The organism is Arthrobacter sp. P1_C12_2 (assembly GCF_056406415.1).
Genome location: NZ_JBFUAF010000008.1, coordinates 87,354 through 106,596, shown reverse-complemented (window position 1 = coordinate 106,596; position 19,243 = coordinate 87,354). Strand labels below are relative to the sequence as shown.

The 19,243-nt window shown below is 66.8% G+C and carries 16 protein-coding genes and 2 tRNA genes; 8 read left to right on the top strand and 10 right to left on the bottom strand.

The window, feature by feature from the left end; translation table 11 throughout:
* Positions 1 to 36: 36 nt before the first annotated feature.
* From AC1DZQ_RS10760 to AC1DZQ_RS10735, 6 genes are all read left to right on the top strand, one after another.
* Positions 37 to 930, top strand: a complete 894-nt coding sequence (locus AC1DZQ_RS10760; protein WP_476963526.1) for an amino acid ABC transporter permease — start codon at positions 37 to 39, stop codon at positions 928 to 930.
* A complete protein-coding gene (locus AC1DZQ_RS10755) occupies positions 927 to 1,730 on the top strand; it encodes an amino acid ABC transporter ATP-binding protein (RefSeq protein ID WP_476963525.1) in 804 nt (267 codons plus the stop codon). Before AC1DZQ_RS10760 ends, AC1DZQ_RS10755 begins: the two co-directional genes overlap by 4 nt.
* A gap of 2 nt (positions 1,731 to 1,732) precedes the next feature.
* The gene (gene solA, locus AC1DZQ_RS10750; RefSeq protein ID WP_476963524.1) at positions 1,733 to 2,866 is read left to right on the top strand and encodes an N-methyl-L-tryptophan oxidase; all 1,134 of its coding nucleotides are present in this window, start codon (positions 1,733 to 1,735) and stop codon (positions 2,864 to 2,866) included.
* 27 nt (positions 2,867 to 2,893) lie between these two features.
* Entirely contained in the window at positions 2,894 to 4,147 is a 1,254-nt protein-coding gene (locus AC1DZQ_RS10745; protein ID WP_476963523.1) for an aspartate aminotransferase family protein, read from the top strand.
* A gap of 105 nt (positions 4,148 to 4,252) precedes the next feature.
* The gene (locus AC1DZQ_RS10740; RefSeq protein ID WP_476963522.1) at positions 4,253 to 5,713 is read left to right on the top strand and encodes an NAD-dependent succinate-semialdehyde dehydrogenase; all 1,461 of its coding nucleotides are present in this window, start codon (positions 4,253 to 4,255) and stop codon (positions 5,711 to 5,713) included.
* Between the two features lie 53 nt (positions 5,714 to 5,766).
* A complete protein-coding gene (locus tag AC1DZQ_RS10735) occupies positions 5,767 to 6,432 on the top strand; it encodes a GntR family transcriptional regulator (RefSeq protein WP_476963521.1) in 666 nt (221 codons plus the stop codon).
* A gap of 215 nt (positions 6,433 to 6,647) precedes the next feature.
* Here AC1DZQ_RS10735 and AC1DZQ_RS10730 read toward each other — a convergent pair.
* The 4 genes from AC1DZQ_RS10730 to AC1DZQ_RS10715 all read right to left on the bottom strand — a co-directional run bounded on the left by AC1DZQ_RS10730 (position 6,648) and on the right by AC1DZQ_RS10715 (position 10,258).
* Positions 6,648 to 6,721, bottom strand: a tRNA-Met gene (locus AC1DZQ_RS10730).
* Between the two features lie 62 nt (positions 6,722 to 6,783).
* Positions 6,784 to 6,855, bottom strand: a tRNA-Thr gene (locus AC1DZQ_RS10725).
* 232 nt (positions 6,856 to 7,087) lie between these two features.
* Positions 7,088 to 9,214, bottom strand: a complete 2,127-nt coding sequence (locus tag AC1DZQ_RS10720; protein ID WP_476963520.1) for a DEAD/DEAH box helicase — start codon at positions 9,212 to 9,214, stop codon at positions 7,088 to 7,090.
* Positions 9,215 to 9,604: 390 nt separating this feature from the next.
* On the bottom strand, positions 9,605 to 10,258 hold the full coding sequence (locus tag AC1DZQ_RS10715) for an MOSC domain-containing protein (protein WP_476963519.1): 654 nt from the start codon (positions 10,256 to 10,258) through the stop codon (positions 9,605 to 9,607).
* A gap of 55 nt (positions 10,259 to 10,313) precedes the next feature.
* Here AC1DZQ_RS10715 and AC1DZQ_RS10710 point away from each other — a divergent pair, with 55 nt between their 5' ends.
* Positions 10,314 to 11,513 carry an acyl-CoA dehydrogenase family protein gene (locus AC1DZQ_RS10710; RefSeq protein WP_476963518.1) on the top strand — a complete coding sequence of 400 codons (1,200 nt, stop codon included), beginning with the start codon at positions 10,314 to 10,316 and terminating at the stop codon, positions 11,511 to 11,513.
* 205 nt (positions 11,514 to 11,718) lie between these two features.
* A complete protein-coding gene (locus AC1DZQ_RS10705) occupies positions 11,719 to 12,201 on the top strand; it encodes a hypothetical protein (RefSeq protein ID WP_476963517.1) in 483 nt (160 codons plus the stop codon).
* An 88-nt stretch (positions 12,202 to 12,289) separates the two neighbouring features.
* On the opposite strand, the gene AC1DZQ_RS10700 is transcribed toward AC1DZQ_RS10705, so the two are convergent.
* The 6 genes from AC1DZQ_RS10700 to AC1DZQ_RS10675 form a co-directional block, all read right to left on the bottom strand.
* Positions 12,290 to 13,051, bottom strand: coding sequence for an SDR family oxidoreductase (locus AC1DZQ_RS10700; RefSeq protein ID WP_476963516.1), 762 nt, complete (start codon positions 13,049 to 13,051; stop codon positions 12,290 to 12,292).
* Positions 13,052 to 13,086: 35 nt separating this feature from the next.
* Positions 13,087 to 14,460 (bottom strand): glycosyltransferase 87 family protein, encoded by a 1,374-nt coding sequence (locus tag AC1DZQ_RS10695; RefSeq protein WP_476963515.1) that lies wholly within the window; start codon positions 14,458 to 14,460, stop codon positions 13,087 to 13,089.
* 102 nt (positions 14,461 to 14,562) lie between these two features.
* Complete coding sequence (locus tag AC1DZQ_RS10690) at positions 14,563 to 15,921, bottom strand: MFS transporter (RefSeq protein ID WP_476963514.1); 1,359 nt, start codon at positions 15,919 to 15,921, stop codon at positions 14,563 to 14,565.
* The gene (locus AC1DZQ_RS10685) at positions 15,918 to 16,445 is read right to left on the bottom strand and encodes a winged helix-turn-helix transcriptional regulator (RefSeq protein ID WP_476963513.1); all 528 of its coding nucleotides are present in this window, start codon (positions 16,443 to 16,445) and stop codon (positions 15,918 to 15,920) included. Before AC1DZQ_RS10685 ends, AC1DZQ_RS10690 begins: the two co-directional genes overlap by 4 nt.
* Before the next feature lie 115 nt (positions 16,446 to 16,560).
* Complete coding sequence (locus tag AC1DZQ_RS10680) at positions 16,561 to 17,769, bottom strand: cystathionine gamma-synthase (protein WP_476963512.1); 1,209 nt, start codon at positions 17,767 to 17,769, stop codon at positions 16,561 to 16,563.
* 17 nt (positions 17,770 to 17,786) lie between these two features.
* Positions 17,787 to 19,172 carry a cystathionine beta-synthase gene (locus AC1DZQ_RS10675; protein WP_476963511.1) on the bottom strand — a complete coding sequence of 462 codons (1,386 nt, stop codon included), beginning with the start codon at positions 19,170 to 19,172 and terminating at the stop codon, positions 17,787 to 17,789.
* Positions 19,173 to 19,243: the final 71 nt, after the last annotated feature.

Sequence of the window (19,243 nt, the reverse complement as noted above, 5' to 3'; positions counted from 1 at the left end):
ATGCAGTCCCTGGTTTCCGAAGGAAATGAGACAACAATGAGCCATCCCGACGGGATCCTTAAACCGCGGCTCCAGCGCAGAAGCGCCTTCGAGTACACGGCATGGTGCGTGTGCATCCTGCTGGCAGCGGGAATTCTCTTCTCCGTGGCCACCAACCCCAACTTCAAGTGGGACGTGGTGGCCCGGTACTTCACACAGGAGAGCATCCTCCGCGGCCTGGCACTCACCATCGTGCTCACTGTGGTCAGCATGGCACTCGGAACACTCCTGGGGCTTGCCCTGGCCATCTTGCGCTCATCACAAATCAAGCCGATCGCGGCCGCGGCCGGGGTGTACATCACCTTTTTCAGGGGCACCCCGGTCCTGGTCCAGCTGATTTTCTGGTTCAACATCGCAGCGCTCTATCCCAACCTCACCATCGGCATCCCGTTCACCAACATCCAGCAGGCCGTGGACGTCAATGCCCTGATGGCCCCGATCACTGCTGCCATCATCGGGCTCACCCTGAACGAGGCCGCCTATATGGCCGAGATCATTCGCGGAGGTTTCTCCTCCGTTGGCAAGGGCCAGCTCGAGGCGGCGGACTCGCTGGGCATGAGCAGCTTCACCAAGATGCGGAAAATCATCATCCCGCAGGCTATGCCCTCGATCATTCCGGCCACCGGCAACCAGGTGATCGGCATGTTCAAGGAAACCTCCCTGGTCAGTGTCCTGGGCGTTGCTGAACTCCTGCAGAGCGCACAGTTGATCTACGCCCGGAACTACCAGACCATCCCGCTACTGATCGTGGCGAGCCTCTGGTACCTGGTGATGACCCTGGTGCTGAGCCACCCGCAGTCCCTGCTGGAAAAGAAATACAACAGGTCGGCGGCCACGGTGCCCCGCAAGGCGCGGAAGCTTCTCACCACTCCGGAAGGAATAGCGCGATGACCAACAGCATGACACTGGCCGGCCAGGATGCCGTCGCGTGTGACGGCACGGTGCTGGCGCGGGGAATCCACAAATCCTTCGGCACCAAAAAAGTCCTCAAGAACATCGACCTGGAGATCGCCAGCGGCGAGATCTGCTGCATCATCGGGCCCAGCGGCTCCGGCAAGTCAACATTGCTCCGCTGCATGAACGGGCTCGAAACGGTGGATTCCGGAATCTTGAAAATGAACGGCGAGGACTTCGGCTACTACGAAACCGAACACGCCTACCACGCGGTGAGCCGCAGGAAACTGGCAGAACAGCGGACCCGCATTGGCATGGTGTTCCAGCAGTTCAACCTCTTCCCCAACATGACCGCCCACCAAAACATCACCGCCGGGCCCGTGCTCGTCAAGAAGGGCGACAAGGCGGCAGCTGGCAGGCGTGCGCACGAGCTGCTCGCCGACGTCGGACTCAGCGGTTTCGGAGACTACTACCCGGCCCAGCTCTCCGGCGGACAGCAGCAGCGCGTGGCCATCGCCCGGGCGCTGGCCATGGATCCGCAGATCATGCTTTTCGACGAACCCACCAGCGCACTGGACCCCGAAAAAGTGGGCGAAGTACTCGCCGTGATGCAGGGGCTGGCCAAGAAAGGAATGACCATGGTGGTGGTGACCCACGAGATGGGCTTCGCCCGCGAAGTGGCCGACTCCCTGATCTTTATGGACGACGGCTGCGTGGTGGAACGAGGCGACGCACGGGAAGTCCTGGCCAACCCCCAGGAAACCCGGACAAAGTCCTTCCTGCAAAAGGTGCTGTGAGCATGGACGGGAAACTCGCCGTCGTCGGCCTCGGAAGCATCGGCAGCATGGCCCTGTGGCAGGCCTCGCGACTGTCCGGCTCCGTGGTGGGATTCGAAACAGCATCACCAGGGCACGCGCGCAGCGGGGTGGGCGGCGACACCCGGCTGTTCCGCATGCTCTATCGCGGAGACCCGGGCTATTACCCCATCATGCAGCGGTCCCAGACGCTGTGGCGTGAACTGGAAGCCGAAGCGGGGCAGCAAATCCTGCTCCGCTGCGGAGGCCTCTCGATCGGGACGGCAGACGGACCCTACCTGACCGCTCTGCTCGAGACCACAAAACACAACGGCTCAGCACACCAGCTCCTGAGCCGTCAGGAGATGGCTGAACGCTACCCGCAGCACAACCTCAGATCCGATGATGCGGCAGTCTTCGACCCCAACGCCGGCGCCCTCCGCACCGACCGTGCAGTGACGGCCGCAGTGGCCGCCGCGCGGGCCAACGGCGCCACCGTCATGGCCAACACGCCCATCGACAGCATCGAGGAAACGGCCGATTGCGTGCTGATCACCTCGGGCGCCCAGTCATGGACCTTCGAGTCCGCCATCATCGCTTCCGGCGCCTGGTCCCGGGAGCTGATGCCGGAAGCACTGCGTGCGGCCAGTGCCCCCCACCGTAGCTACCTCACCTGGTTCGTGGCCAAGGATGCCGCCGCCTTTGCACCTGACCGATTCCCCGTCTTTATCAGGATTTCCGGGGAACGAAGCATGTACGGAGCGCCCAGCGTAGACGGCGTCACGGTGAAGGCCACCCTGGACGGCAGGTCCTCTCCGGCAGCCAGCGCTGACTCCCTGCTACGGGAACTGACGGCCGCTGAAATCACGGAAACCACCGAAACGGTGACGGAATTTTTCCCCGGCCTCTACCCGAACATCGTCCGTTCAGATGCCTACCCGGATCTCCACACCTCCGACAACCACCCCCTGCTGGGGCAACTCGGAGGAACAGGCAGGATCTACTGCGCCACAGGCTTCTCCGGCGCCGGCTTCAAAATGGCGTCCGGGTTCGGAGAAATCGCCGCCCACGAAGCGCTGGGCAAGCAAATGTTTGACGGCCTGGATTTCGTCCGGCCGCAGCGCTTCGGCGCATCCTAATCGGTACCAGCTACGAACGGATACACCATGGCAACCCTCAGCCCCCTGCTCAAGCAGGCCACCTCGGTCATTGTTGACCACGCCGCCGGCAGCTGGATCCATGCCACGGACGGCAAGCAATACCTCGACTTCACCACCGGGATCGGCGTAACCAGCACCGGCCACTGCCACCCCGACGTTGTTGCCGCAGCCCGTGAACAGGTGGGCAAGATCGTCCACGCGCAATACACCACCGTGATGCACAAGCCCCTCCTCGAACTCACCGAGAAGCTCGGCGAGGTCCTGCCTGCCGGGCTGGACAGCATCTTCTACGCCACCTCCGGATCCGAAGCTGTGGAAGCATCGGTCCGCCTAGCCAGAATGGCCACTGGCCGGCCCAACATCATCTCGTTCCAGGGTGGATTCCACGGCAGGACAGTCGGCGCCGCCTCCCTCACCACAGCGGGGACCAGGTTCCGGTCCGGATTCTCACCACTGATGGGCGGGGTGCACATTGCCCCGTTCCCTTACGCCTACCGGTACGGTTGGGACGAACAGACCGCCGTCGAGTTCGCGCTGCAGGAACTTGACCATCTCCTGCTGTCCGTGAGCAGCCCGGCCGACACTGCCGGATTCATCATCGAACCCGTCCTGGGCGACGGCGGCTATCTCCCCACTCCGCCCACGTTCCTGCAGGGCCTGCGCGAACGCGCCGACCGGCACGGCATTATCCTCATCCTCGATGAAGTCCAGGCCGGTGTAGGCAGGACGGGCAAGTTCTGGGGCCACAACTGGGCCGGCATAACCCCGGACGTCCTCGTCACTGCCAAGGGGCTGGCCAGCGGGTTCCCCATCTCCGCGATCGCCGCACCCGCTGAACTGATGGGTAAGGCCTGGCCGGGATCGCAAGGCGGAACCTACGGTGGAAACGCGGTTGCTGCCGCTGCCGGCGTGGCCACCCTGGCGGTCATCGAACGCGAAGACCTCGTCTCCAACGCCCAGCTCCGCGGCGACGAACTCCGTGCAGGCCTTGAGGACCTTGCCGCGGACACCCCGGCCATTGGCAACGTCCGCGGCCTGGGCCTGATGCAGGGAGTGGAGTTCACCACGGCGGGCAACACCCCTGATCCCGAGACAGCCCTGGCCGTCCAGCAGGCAGCGGTCGCAGAGGAGCTCCTCCTCCTGACCTGCGGGCCGCATGGAAATGTCATCCGCGTCATCCCCGCACTCAACGTCAGCACCGAGGAGATCCAGACCGGTCTGGCCCGGTTTGCTCAGGCACTGAAGGTGGGCACCGCCTGACCGAACCCGCACCCAGGCCGTGCGGGGCACCAGCCCCCATTGCCGCCGTCGGACGTCTCCACGGGCGAGCAGACGCCCCAATCTCTTCCACTGAAAGCGGGAACAATGAGCACCACCACCCTTGACCTCGGGACGTTACACACTGAGCTGTTCATCGACGGCTCCTGGCAGCCCGCGGCATCATCAACCACCTTCGAGGTGGAGAACCCGGCAACCCACCAGGTGATCGCCGAGGTAGCCGACGGCGGACCGGAAGACGCAAGGCGCGCCATCGAGGCTGCCGGCAGGGCACAGGCAGCTTGGTCAGCCTCAACGTCCCGGCACCGGGCGGACATCCTGCGTCGGGCGTACGAGCTGGTGCTAGAGGACACGGACCTCCTGGCCGCCATCATTACCGCAGAGATGGGCAAACCTCTGGCAGAAGCCAGAGGCGAGGTGGCTTACGGCGCCGAGTTCCTGCGCTGGTTTTCCGAAGAAGCTGTACGGGTGGGTGGCGACCACACCACCACCGTGGACGGCAACAACCGCATCCTGATCACCAAGGAACCGGTGGGACCCTGCGTCCTGGTGACGCCCTGGAACTTCCCGCTGGCCATGGGTGCGCGGAAGATCGCCCCCGCCGTGGCCGCAGGCTGCACCATGGTGTTCAAACCGGCCGAGCTGACCCCGCTGACGTCCCTGGCATTGGTGGAGATCTTCCGGAAGGCCGGCCTTCCGGACGGGGTGCTCAACGTCGTCACCACCTCGAAGGCGTCCACCGTGGTGGAACCGTGGATGCGGAGCGGGATTGCCCGCAAAGTCAGCTTCACCGGCTCCACGGCAGTAGGGAAGCTGCTGTTGGAACAGGCAGCCGGCAACGTGATGCGCTCCTCCATGGAGCTGGGCGGCAACGCACCGTTCATCGTGCTGGCTGACGCCGACATCGAACGGGCCGTAGATGGCGCCATCAAGGCTAAGATGCGGAACATGGGGGAAGCCTGCACCGCAGCAAACCGCTTCTACGTGCACAGCACGCTGGCGGCGGATTTTGGAGAGAAGCTGTCCAAGCGCCTCGCGGAGCTGCGGGTGGGCGACGGAGCCGCCGAAGGCACAGACGTGGGACCCCTGATCAGCCACGCGGGACTGGACAAGGTAGAAACACTCGTGGCCGACGCAGTGGACAAGGGCGCCCGCATCCTCACCGGCGGACGCAGGGTAGACGGTCCCGGCTACTTCTACGAACCCACCGTCCTGGTTGACGTTCCCGCCGACGCAGAACTGATGAGTACAGAGATCTTCGGTCCCGTGGCTGCCATCAGCACGTTCGACGCCGAAGACGAAGTGATCCGGCGGGCCAACGACACCCCTTGGGGCTTGGTGGGTTACGTCTTCACCCAGGACGTGGACAAGGCCCTCCGATTCTCTGCCGCCCTGGAAGTAGGAATGGTGGGCCTGAACACCGGGATCGTGTCCAATCCTGCTGCCCCCTTCGGCGGCGTCAAGCAGTCCGGCCTGGGCCGGGAGGGCGGCAGGACCGGCATCGAAGAATTCTTGGAATACAAATACACAGCAATCCCTGTCCGCTAACTTCGGGCCGAACCAAGGAGATGAGCCAGATGGCGTCATCAGGCGAACTATTCATGCTAGAAGGACGACCCACTGCCGAGCTGATCGCTGACCAGCTCCGGGAGCACATTGTGCTGGGCAAGTTCCGCCCCGGCCAGCAAATCAACGAGTCGGTGTTGGCCACCCAGCTCAAGACCTCCCGCGGGCCGGTGCGGGAAGCCCTGCAGCGGCTCTGCCAGGAGGGCATCCTGGTGAGCCGGCGCAACCGTGGGGTCTTCGTCCTGGAACTGTCCGAAGAGGACATCAGGGAAATCTACGACGTCCGGGAGGCTGTGGAGACAGCGTGTGCGCACATGCTGCTCGCAGGGGGCCAGCCAATGGTCAAGAAGACCGCCCAGTCGCTGAAAGCCATCATTGCTGGCATGGCCAAAAACGTGGCAGCCGCGGACTGGCAGGCGCTGGCGAAGCTGGACATGGACTTCCACACAGCCTTCGTGGCCGGCACCGGTAACTCGCGGATGATCCGGATCTACGAAACACTGGCTGCCGAATCCCGTATGTGCATCCTGGACCTCGAAGTGGCCTACCCGCGCGTGGACGTGCTGGTCACCGAGCACCAGAAGCTGCTGGACCTGCTCGAGGCGGGAGACGAAGCAGCGCTGCAGCAGGCCATCCGGACCCATATGCAGGGGGCTGTGGAGGATCTCAATGCCTCGCGGGAGGCGCAAGTCCTGGCATAGCGGGTCGCGCGCGGAACCGCATGCCGGCGCCCTGTCAGTAAGCAGGCAGCCTCCCTCGCTGCCTCGCCCACCTTCGCGGCCCCCTCCCCATCATCGCGCTGTCAACGTCCTTCTGCAGCCGCATGTGGGGCCGCGGGGGCTTCATGTGTTCAACGGTCCTACCGACGGGACAGAAAAACCCCCGGAATCTCAATGGATTCCGGGGGTCTTGCCTGTAGCGGTGGGGAGGCTCGATCTCCCGACCTCACGATTATGAGTCGTGCGCTCTAACCAACTGAGCTACACCGCCGTAAATGAGGAAAACCTGCGCTAAGCCGGTCAAAAACCGCCTTGACACAGGCCCTCATTCAGAGCCCCCCACCGGAATCGATCCGGTGACCTCGTTCTTACCAAGAACGCGCTCTACCACTGAGCTAGGGGGGCAACGAGTAAATACTCTACCGGAAGATTCGCCCACCAACAAATCGGCGGGCCAACGACGCCGAACATGCCGGAAACAGCGGAAATCCGGGCTCCCAGCGGGGTCCCGGGAGCCCGAATCGGCTCCCGGGACCGTCCGGCCGCCGCGGCTGTGACGAAGCGAACACGGGGCGAAATGGTTAAACAAGAACGGGCCGGCTCAGGGAGCCGGCCCGTTCTCAGATGGTGCTAGTGGTTACCACTTGTTGCGGGGCTTGAAGCCGCCCTCGGTGCGGGGCTTGCGGGTGTCGGCGCCGAAGGTCCGCTGCTCGGAACGCTCGCTGAAGGAGCGGCCGCCACGGTCAGCGGAGGACCGCTCGCCGTCGCCCTTGCGGAATTCGCGCTTGAAGCCGCCGTTGCCCTTGAAGTTGCCGCTGCCACCGGAGTAGCCGCCACGGTCTCCGCCGCGCTCGCCGCCGCGGTTGCCCTGGTAGGAGCCACGGTCCCCGGAGGGCTTACGGCCGTTGTCGAGCTCGAGGTGGATCAGCTCGCCGCCGATCCGGGTGCGGGACAGGGCCTTGAGCTGATCGGAGCTCAGGTCCGCCGGGAGCTCCACGAGGGAGTGGTCCGAGCGGATGTCGATGCCGCCGATCTGGGCCGAGGAGATGCCGCCTTCGTTGGCAATGGCGCCAACGATCGAACCCGGCATGACGCGCTGGCGGCGTCCGACGGCGATCCGGTAGGTGGCGTTGCCCTCGGTCAGGGTGCGGGTCGGGCCGCGTGAGCCGAAGCCGTCCTTGGAGCGCTCGCGCTTCTGGAACTCGGGAGCGGCCGGCAGTTCCTTGACCAGCAGCGGCTGACCGCCCTGGGCCATGACGGCCAGTGCGGCGGCGATCTCCGAGGCCGGCACGTTGTGCTCTTCCTCGTAGGAGGAGATGAGGTCACGGAACGATGCAACGTCCTCGGACGCGAGGGTCTCCGTGATGCGCTCGGCGAACTTGCCCAGGCGCAGCGTGTTGACGGTCTCGGCCGTGGGCAGGTGCATCTGCTCCACCGGCTGGCGGGTTGCCTTCTCGATGGAACGCAGCAGGTACTTCTCGCGCGGCGTCATGAACAGGATCGCGTCGCCGGAACGGCCTGCACGGCCGGTACGGCCGATGCGGTGGACGTAGGACTCGGTGTCGTGCGGGATGTCGTAGTTGACCACGTGGCTGACACGCTCAACATCCAGGCCGCGGGCGGCAACGTCGGTGGCAACAAGGATGTCGATCTTGCCGTCGCGCAGGGCCTCGACCGTGCGCTCACGCTGCTGCTGCGGGATGTCGCCGTTGATGGCGGCGGCCTGGAAGCCGCGCGAGCGCAGCTTGTCGGCGAGGTCCTCGGTGGCCATCTTGGTGCGGACGAAGGCGATGACGCCCTCGAACTCTTCGACCTCGAGGATGCGGGTCAGCGCGTCGAGCTTGTGCGGGCCCATGACCTGCAGGTAGCGCTGGCGGGTGTTGGCGCCCGTGGTGGTCTTGGACTTGACCTGCACCTCGGCGGGGTTGTTCAGGTACTGCTTGGAGAGCCGGCGGATCTGGCTCGGCATCGTGGCGGAGAACAGCGCAACCTGGCGGCCCGCGGGGGTCTGCTGGAAGATCTGCTCAACGTCTTCGGCGAAGCCCATGCGGAGCATCTCGTCGGCCTCATCCAGCACCAGGTACTGGAGTTCGGAGAGGTCGAGGGAACCCTTGGCGATGTGGTCGATGACGCGGCCGGGGGTACCGACAACAACCTGGGCGCCGCGGCGCAGGCCGGCGAGCTGGGGTCCGTAGGCGGAGCCGCCGTACACCGGGAGGACGGTGAAGTCGTCGATGTGCTTGGCGTAAGAGGTGAAGGCCTCGGCGACCTGGAGGGCGAGCTCGCGGGTGGGAGCCAGCACCAGGGCCTGGGTCTTGCGGGACGGGCCGTTGAGGTCGTGGAGCTCGGCCAGGCGGGACAGTGCCGGTACTGCGAATGCTGCAGTCTTACCGGTACCCGTCTGGGCCAGGCCCACGACGTCGCGGCCTTCGAGCAGCAGCGGGATGGTTGCTGCCTGGATCGGGGACGGCTTCTCGTAGCCGACGTCCTGCAGGGCAGCCAGGACACGGCCGTCAATGCCGAGGTCTACGAACTTGACGCCTTCTTCCTCGGCGTCCTCGTCCTTTGCCGGGGCGGAAGTGGCCTCGGTCTTGGTGTCAGCCTGCGGGGCAACTTCGGCAGCTTCGGCGGCCGGTGCTACAACGTTTGCAGGAGCCTCGGTGAATTCCGGGGCGGAGCCGGCTGCGGGGGCAGCCGTTTCAGAAGTCTCGACGTCACTCTGAATGGTTTCGGTGTCGACGGAGTTGTTCTGATTTTCGGGCATAGGTGAAATTTCCTCATCCATAGGGGCCAAGCGGCACAACCCGAGGTGAGCGGAGCCGCAGTACGCGTGACACGAATTGCCGGGCGTACGGTTGACCGGCGGGTCACATAGAAGTCCGGCGCTTTCGCAATCCCGTGGCAGGACTTCCCGCTGCATCTCTTGGCTGCTATCCCAGCAGTCTGTACAGCGTTTTCTTTTGCCGGCTCTCCCTATGAAAATGCCCGCATCACATTTGCGGGCCCCAACACTTGCCAGTCCTGCCTCAAGAATTGGGCAGGAATAAGGGATTTCCGGAGTGGGGGATATTTCAAGTGTAGGGCATGGAACAGAACAGTGGTAATTGAGGGGCCGACGGCGGGCGGTGAGCTTGCGCACACCGGCTCCCCACGCCTAGACCCCGAGACGGCGCTGCAGCTGCTCGAACCTCTGGTGGTACTCGGGCTGCAGGCGGATCTGTCCGTCGGCATCGGCGTCGCGCAGGGCCTCCATGTCCTCCAGGGTGGGATCGGTGAACCATTTGGCGATCGTCACGCCATGGGCGGGGACAAACAGCCGGTGGATGTGGTTGCCGGCTTCGATGCTGCCGGTCCGGACCACCCGGAGGTAGGTGCCCACCTTGCCCGCCTCGGTGAACCGCTGGACCCAGTGAGGCTCGCCCATCCGCCGCTGGAAGGTGGCGCAGGGGATGCGCGGCGAGGTGACTTCCACCTCGACGTCCAGTCCCACCTTCCACCGTTCGCCGATCACGGCGTTGGAGGCGTCGAGGCCGGTGATCCGGAGGTTTTCGCCGAAGATGCCCGGCGGCATGTCCCGCCCGAGCTCGCCGGCCCAGTAGTCTGCGTCGTCCTGCGAATACGCGTACAGTGCCTGGTCCTCGCCGCCGTGGTGGATCCTGCTGGCCTGGACATCACCGCGCAGGCCAAGTTTATGGACTTTCACCGGTCCATCCACGGGGCGCTTGTCGATCGCGGTGACCCCGACGCTGCCGGGATCATCGAGCAGCTGGTGAACCCTGCAGACAGCAAGCACGGATGCGGTTTCCATGGCACCAGTGTAGGCCTGCGGCGTGCCCCTGCAGGTGCGGCCGTAGGATGCTGGCATGAGCAACGAAGCTGGCATTCCCGACGATTCCGACGTTTCCGATGTCCTGGCGATCGATTCCCTGCTGAGCACGGAGGAGTTGGCCGTGCGTGAGCGCGTCCGCGATTTCACGAACCAGCGGATCCGGCCGGGTATCGCCGGCTGGTACGAGGACGCCGTGTTCCCCTTGGAGCTCGCCCCGGAACTTGGCGAGCTCGGCGTGCTCGGCATGCACCTGGAGGGCTACGGCTGCCCCGGCCGCTCCGCCGTCGAATATGGCCTCGCGGCCATGGAACTCGAGGCCGGCGATTCCGGCGTCCGCACGTTCGTCTCCGTGCAGGGCTCCCTCGCCATGACTGCCATCCACAAGTGGGGCTCCGAGGACCAAAAGCAGGAGTGGCTCCCCCGGATGGCCGCCGGCGAGCTGATCGGCGCGTTTGCCCTGACCGAGCCCACGGCCGGCTCGGACCCAGCCTCGATGAAGACCTTCGCCCGCCGCGACGGCTCCGGCGACGGCGCCGGCTGGGTCCTGGACGGCGCCAAACGCTGGATCGGGCTCGCCTCCGTGGCCGGCGTGCTGGTGGTGTGGGCCATGACCGACGACGGCGTGCGCGGTTTCCTCGTCCCCGCCGGCACCGCGGGGGTCACCGCGACGCCGATCGGGCAGAAGCTCTCGATGCGCGCCTCCATCCAGTGCGACATCACGTTCGACGCCGTCCGGCTGGGTCCGGAGGCGCTGCTGCCGACGGCGCGGGGGCTGCGGGGCCCCTTCTCCTGCCTCAACGAGGCCCGGTACGGGATCGCGTGGGGTGCGATGGGTGCCGCCCGGGATTCCTACGAGGCGGCCCTGGCTTATGCCCAGGAGCGGCTGCAGTTCGGCAAGCCGCTGGCCGGGTACCAGCTGACGCAGGAGAAACTCGTGAACATGCTCCTGGAAATCCAGAAGGGCACCCTGCTGGCCCTGCACCTGGGCCGGCTCAAGGACGCCGGCACGCTGCGTCCCGAGCAAATCTCGCTCGGCAAGCTGAACAACGTGCGGGAGGCGCTCGCTATTGCCCGGGAGGCGCGCACCATCCTGGGCGGCAACGGCATCACGCTGGACTATTCGCCGCTGCGGCACGCCAACAACCTGGAATCCGTCCGCACCTACGAGGGCACCGACGAGGTCCACACCCTGATCCTGGGCCAGCACATCACGGGCCTGCCCGCCTTCCGCTAGCTGCGCGAGATGGACTGGGCCGTGCGGCCACCTGGATCCCGCGAAGGCGATCCCGGTCGTTTTGATACGTATGAGGCCAGTGATACAAGTGATGACTGCTGAGTTTTCGGGTAGGCAGCACTCGTGTTCTCCCTGGAGCGCATTCGTAGAGTGGTGCCATCGCTACCGATCCGACGGGTCGGTACAGGATGCCGGGGGGGACATCATGGGTCTCAGTGCCAAGTCAGACGTGTGGACGCTCCGCTTCTTTCCGGCACGTCACGCCACGGCCAGCGCGGGCGTGAACGACCAGGATATTTCCGGGGCTGGCCAGGGACCCCGCAAGTACCGTGTCCGCATCGCCACGGCACGCGTTCTGGACCCAAACCGACTTCAGGAGAGCGCAGGAACACTCCAATCCTGGCGGTTCCACGACTTCGTCAGTACATCCCAGCTCGTGCTTCCCCACCGGGTCGAAAAGGTCCACCGAGCCTTGACCGTCGGGGACTGGGAGGACGCGCGCTTCGCCGCCCAAAGTCTGTCCTGGTCCGCATCCAGGGCCGGTGCCTGCCGGCTCGAACTCATAGCCGACCTCATTGATGCCGATCTCCAGTCCGGGCGCAACGCCCGTGCACGCGAGACGGCCTGCCTCCTCCAAAGCGCCGCCGCCGAACTGGCAACAGCCCTGGCCCTGCTGACCGCCGACTGACCGGATCCGGCCACCATCGGATACCCGAATCAGCGTCTGCTGCCGCGGGCTACCACCTTGGCGTACAGGGAGGCAGAGTCCGGGGACGTCAGGCGGAGAAGCCGCCGTCGGCCTTGACCAGCTGTCCGGACATCCAACGGCCCTCGGGCGAGAGCAGGAACGCGACGGTGCCGGCCACGTCCGCCGGAGTGCCCAGCCGGCCGCCGGGGTGCCTCCGGGCCAGTTCGTCCCGGATCGGCGCATCCATCCAGCCTGTATCCACCGGTCCCGGGTTCAGGACGTTGGCGCTGATCCCGAGCGGGCCAAGTTCCCGGGCGGCCGCGATCACGATCCGGTCCAGGGCGCCCTTTGATGCCCCGTAGGGGAGATTGAAGGCGGTATGGTCACTGGTCAGCGCCACGATCGCCCCGCCGTCGGGGCCGGCCTGCCGGGCGAAAGCGGCGATCAGCTGCCAGCTGGCCCGGGTGTTGACGGCGAAGTGCCGCTCGAAGCTCGCCAGGGACGTGTCCAGGATGCCGGAGTCCACGGATTCGGCATGGCTGAGCACCATGCCCTGCAGGGTTCCGGCCTCCGCCGCGGCGGCGGCCATCAGCCGGTCCACGGCGTGCGGGTCCTGGAAATCCGCCGGCAGCGCGACGACGGCTGCGCCGGTCGGCTGCAGCTCGGCGGTGAGGCGTTCGACGTCGTCCGGCTGGACTCCCCACGGCATCCGGGCGTCGTAGTCCGGCCAGTACGTCAGTACGAGGTCCCAGCCGTCCGCGGCGAGGCGGCGCGCGATGCCGGCGCCGATTCCGGCGAGCCGGCCGACGCCGGTGACAAGGGCAGTCTTGCGCGGGACAAGGGAGCTCATGCCGAACAGCCTAGCGGTGGCGGCCGGCGCGGCGCCTACGAGGAGGTAGAGGCGGCGGCCCGGTCGTCCCGTTCGGCAACCGGTTCGGCGGCAAGGTCGAGCCCGCGTGCAAGGTCGAGCTCCGTCGCCAGCGGGTCCCGGCGCAGGGCCACGAGCCAGCACACCAGCAGGGCCACGGCGCAGAAAACGCCGGCGCTGGAGGCCATGATCCACAGCCCGGGCGTCTGGATATCGAGGTTTTCGGCGCCGAGGGCCGTGCCAATGGTCTTGGGCGAGAACAGGAATACGAGGATCGACACGCCCAGCACGCCGCCCATGGTCCAGCGCAATCCGGGGTACCGGCGCGGAGTTTCCCGCAGGGTCCAGGCGAAAGCCGGAAAGACCGCCGCGACCCACACCCAGTGGTGGGACCACGAGACCGGGCTGATCAGCAGCATGGTGAGCGCCGTCGCCGATACGGCCACGACGCGGGCGCCCTGATCGCTGGCGGCCTTGATCACTGCGGCGCCCACGGCCACAACCAGCAGGCTCAGCACCAGCCACGGCACGGTGACGTGCGCTTCCGGGACTCCGAAGTGCAGCAGCGCGCCCTTGAGGGACAGGTTGTCCACATAGCCCGCTCCCCCCATCCGGGAGGTGTCCGGCAGCATCTGGAGCCAGAACTGCAGGGATTCGGCGGGCCGCAGCAGCCAGCCGGCCACTACGGTGGCGGTGAAACCGGCGGCCATGTTGCCCAGGCCGCGCCAGTCCTTGCGGACCAGGTAGTAGAGCCCGAACACCAGGGGCGTCAGCTTGATGCCGGCGGCGACACCCACCAGGAAGCCGCTGCCGGGGAAGCCCCGGGTCCAGCGGTGGTTGCGGGCCAGCAGGTCCACAGCGATCAGGCCCATCAGCAGGGCGTTGATCTGGCCGAACACCAGGGTCTCGCGCCACGGGCCGAGGTTCAGCACGGCCAGGACCAGGACGGCGGCGGCCCAGACGTTGCCCGGTGCCCGGAAGGTGGCGCGCCAGGAGGATCTCGCGTTCCAGTAGCGGACCGTTCGGACCGCGGTCAGGATCGCCACGACGGCGCCGGCAGCGTTGAACAGGTTCAGGGCCGCCGCCTGGGGCAGCCGGGCCAACAGGCCGAAGATCATGGCGGCGAACGGAGGGTAGGTAAACATCAGGTTCGGCCCGCCGGCCCAGTCCACATTTCCCCTATACAGCTCTGACGGCGCAGCGCCGGCATCGTTGAGGATTTTGCCGCCGTACCAGTAGACGCTGAAGTCCAGGCCGTGCTTGCCCCAGACACCGAGCGAGATCCAGATGAAGTAGCCCACGGCGGCGATGGCCAGGATGACGGAGAGCCGGAACAGTTGCGGGACGGGTGAGTGCCGCGCCGGGCTGTGGTCTGAATCGGGCACTGACATGAATTCCCCCATCGGGCTGCTGGTGTAGACGCTGGCCGTTTGGTCGGTTCCGTCCAGGGCGGCGCAAACGCGCCCTCGCTGTCGGGTCAGTCTACAGAACAGCTACGCCGGAACCGGGACGGAGTCCGGCTTCCGGGCGTCCTTGCGGATGGTGGCGCTGATGACGGCGGCGATGGTGCACATGGCGGCGGCGGCAAACCAGGCGAAGGTGTACTGGCCGGTCGCGTCACGGACCGCCCCGGCCGCGAGGGCCGCGGCGGCCGCGCCGAGCTGGTGGGCCGCGAACACCCAGCCGAACACGACGCTCCCGTCGGCACCGAACACCTGGCGGCAGATCGCGGCGGTCGGCGGCACCGTGGCGACCCAGTCCAGGCCGTAGATGACCACGAACACAATCATGCTGGGCTGGACGCTGGCGCTGAGCAGCAGCGGCAGGACCAGCAGCCCTATCCCGCGGAACTGGTAGTACACGGCGAGGAGGATCCGCGGGTTGAAGCGGTCCGTGAGCCACCCGGAGGCGATGGTGCCGATGATGTCGAAGAGGCCGACGACGGCGAGCAGGCCGGCCGCGGTGGTTTCCGGCATGCCGTGGTCATGGGCGGAGGGGATGAAGTGGGTGCCGATCAGCCCGTTGGTGGTCGCGCCGCAAATCGCGAAACCGGCCACCAGGGCCCAGAAGGTACGTACCTTGCTGGCCCGCTTGAGGACCTGCAGGGCCCGGATCGCGGCGTTCCGGCGGGGTTCCTGCGTTTCCTGCCCTGCCGGAACCGTCGGTGCGGTCCCGCTGGTTTCCTGGCCGGCGGCGTCCGGGCCGGCGGACGGCGGCGTCGCCCCGTAGGGCAGCACGCCGACCTCGGCCGGGGAGTTCTTCAGGAACATCAGCACGAGCGGCACCACGGCCAGCGCGCCGGCACCGATGAGGAGCGAGGCCTGCCGCCAGCCCGGGTCCTGGGCCAGTGCGGCGATGAAGGGCAGGAACACGAGTTGTCCGGCGGCGCTGCCGGCGGTGAGGATGCCGATTACCAGGCCCCGGCTCTTGGCGAACCAGGTGTTGGCGATGGTCGCGGCGAAGACCAGCGCCATGGACCCGGTGCCGAGCCCGATCAGCAGCCCCCACGTCAGCAGGATCTGCCAGGACTGGGTCACGAAGACCGTCAGCGCGCTGCCGGCGCCGATCAGCACCAGGGCCACGGCCGTGACCGCGCGGATGCCGAAACGTTCCATGAGCGCTGCCGCGAACGGCGCCGTGAGCCCGAAGAGCACCAGGTTGATGCTGACCGCGGCGGAAAGCACGGTGGTGGACCAGCCGAACTCGTTCTGCAGCGGCACCATCAGCACGCCCGGCGCGGCCCGGAACCCGGCGGCGCCGACGAGCGCGAGGAAAGCCACGGCGGCGACGGTCCACGCCGGGTGGATGCGGCGGCGGACCGGCGCGGGGGTCATGATTTCAGGGGCGCTCATGCGGCGGTTCCGTTCTCGGAGTGGGCAGGGGTCCCGGTGCCGGCCGAAGCCAGGGGCACGGGCTCCGCGGTGCGGGAGAGACTGTGCCAGCTCGTGTTGGCGGCCGTCAGCGGTTCCCCGCAGGCCGTACACGTGTCCGCGGAGGAGGTCCTCTCCCCGCAGCCGCTGTGAATGACAAACATGTGTGCCTGCCCGGACGGCGCCGGGAGATGCTTTTCGGACCAGATCACGACGGCGTTGAGCACCGGGAGGGCGTCTTCGCCCTTGGCGGTGAGGACGTACTCCTGGCGGGCGCGGCGGCCGTCGTCGTAAGGCCGCCGGATGAGGAGCCCGGCGTCCACGAGCCCGGCGAGCCGTTTGGTGAGGACGGAATCGGCCGCCCCGAGCCGGGCCTTCATGGCCTCGAAGCGGCCGTTGCCGAAAAACACCTCGCGCAGGACGAGCATGCTCCAGGGATCGCCAAGGATGTCGAGGCCGCGGGCCATGCTGCAGGTCCGCTGGGACCAGTCGGATCGGAGTGCCATGCGGCCCACCCTAGCTGACTCTCTTAGAGAAAGCTAGGGTGGGCCGCTCGGCGGAAACACGCGGGGCAGGGGTCGGCTGCGGCGGTGCAGCTTCGCGGTGCAGCTGCGGGTGCGGTTAGCTGCCGGCGTCGAGGGAGGAGAGCGCGGCGTCGAGGTCGGCGATCAGGTCCTCGACGTCCTCGATGCCGCACGAGAGCCGGATCAGGTTGACCGGGACGGCCAGTTCGGTGCCCTTGACCGAGGCGTGCGTCATTTCGGACGGGTAGTTCATGAGCGATTCGATCCCGCCCAGGGACTCGGCCAGGGTGAAGACGGAGGTCGATTCGGCCACCTTGCGCGCCGCGGCCTCGCCGCCCTTGAACTGCACGGAGATCATGCCGCCGAACTTCTTCATCTGCTTTTTGGCCAGCTCGTGGCCCGGGTGGGAGGGCAGGCCCGGGTAGAGCACGGCCTCCACTTCGGGGCGCTCCAGCAGCCATTCGGCCACGGCCTGGGCGTTGTCGCTGTGCCGGTCCATGCGCACCCCGAGGGTCTTCAGGCCGCGGGTGGTGAGGAAGGCATCCATCGGCCCGGACACGGCGCCGACGGCGAACTGGACGAATCCGATCTTCTCCGCCAGTTCCGGGTCATTGACCACGATCGCGCCGCCGACGACGTCGGAGTGGCCGCCGATGTACTTGGTGGTGGAGTGCACCACGATGTCGGCGCCGAGGGCGAGCGGGGTCTGCAAGTACGGGGAGGCGAAGGTGTTGTCCACCACGAGGAGGGCGCCGGCGTCGTGCGCGACCTTGGCGAGCGCCTCGATGTCGGTGATCTTCATCATCGGGTTCGACGGCGTCTCCACCCACACCAGGCGGGTCTTGCCGCCGCCGTCGGCGGTGCCTCCGGCCGCGACGGCGGCTGCGACGGCGTCGAGGTCGGACATGTCCACCGGGGTGTTGCCGATGCCCCACTCCCCCAGGACCCGGCTGATGAGCCGGTATGTTCCGCCGTAGGCGTCGTTGCCGAGCACAATGTGGTCACCGGGCCGGGTGAGGGCGCGGATCATGGAGTCCTCGGCGGCCAGGCCCGAGCCAAAGGAGAACGCGGCGCTGCCGCCTTCCAGGGCCGCCAGCTGCTCCTGCAGCGAGTCACGGGTGGGGTTGGTGCCCCGGCCGTATTCGTAACCGGCCCGCAGCCCGCCGATGCCGTCCTGGGCATAGGTCGAGGAGAAGTGCACGGGGGGCACGACGGCCCCGGTGCGGGGCTCAAACGCCTGGCCGGCGTGGATGGCGCGGGTGTTGAAACCCTGATTTGTCGGGGACGAGCTTTCAGGCACAGACATGGGACTCCTTGAACTGGTCAGTTGCTGAGGTACGCGAGGAGGTCGTGGCGGGTCAGGATCCCCACCGGAGCGCCGACAAACGTCACCATGAGGGTGTCGGCGTCGGAGAGGAGTTCGCGGGCGGTCGAGATTGATTCGAGCGAGCCGATCACGGGAAGCCGGGCCTCCATGTGTTCGGAGATTTTGTCCGAGAGTTTGGCCTCGCCGCGGAAGAGCTTGGCGGTGAGGGTGCGTTCGTCCACGGCACCCAGCACCTCGCCCATGACGACCGGCGGTTCCTGGGACAGGACGGGGATGTGCGAGACGCCGTACTCGTTCATGATGTTGATGACATCGCGGACGGACTCGTTCGGGTGGATGTGGACGAGGTCCGGGAGTTCACCGGTCTTGGCCTTGAGGATCTCGCCCACCGAGGCCTCGTCCCCGCTGGCCAGGAAGCCGTAGGAGCGCATCCACTGGTCGTTGAAGATCTTGGCCAGGTAGCCGCGGCCGGAGTCCGGCAGGATGACCACGACGACAGCTTCGGCCGGGAGGTCCTTGGCGACCTCCATGGCGGCCACGACGGCCATGCCCGAGGACCCGCCCACCAGCAGGCCTTCCTCGCGCGCCAGCCGCCGCGTCATCGCGAAGGAATCGGCGTCGCTGACGGCAATGACGTCGTCCGGGACGGACTTGTCATAGTTGGCCGGCCACATGTCCTCGCCGACGCCCTCGACGAAGTACGGGCGGCCCGTGCCGCCGGAGTACACCGAGCCTGCCGGATCCGCGCCGATGATCTTCACGACGCCGCCCTCGGCCACGGGCCGCGCGGCGGAGACTTCCTTGAGGTACCGGCCGGTGCCGGTGATCGTGCCGCCGGTGCCGGCGCCGATCACGCAGTGCGTGATCCGGCCGTCGGTGTCGTTCCAGATCTCCGGGCCGGTGGATTCGTAGTGGCTTGCCGGGGCGGCCGGGTTGGAGAACTGGTCCGGCTTGTAGGCTCCCGGGATTTCGGTGACGAGCCGGTCGGAGACGCCGTAGTAGCTTTGCGGGCTGTCCGGCGGGACGGCGGTGGGAGTGACCACCACTTCGGCGCCGTAGGCCTGGAGCACGGCCCGTTTGTCTTCGCCGACCTTGTCCGGCACGACGAAGATGCAGCGGTAGCCCTTCTGCTGCGCGACGAGCGCCAAACCAACGCCGGTGTTGCCCGAGGTGGGCTCCACGATCGTGCCGCCGGGCAGGAGCTTGCCCGTCCGTTCGGCCTCCTCGATCATCTTGGCCGCAATGCGGTCCTTGATCGAACCGCCAGGGTTCAGGTATTCGATTTTCACCAGGACCGTGGCTGCGATGCCATCGGTCACGTGGTTGAGTTTGACGAGCGGCGTGTGGCCAATGAGGTCCAGGACGGACTGGGCGTACTTCATAGGTACAAAGCTACCGTCTCCGGCGCGGCAGGCACGTCGGCCCGGCCACGGCGCTGCCACGGCTCTGGCAG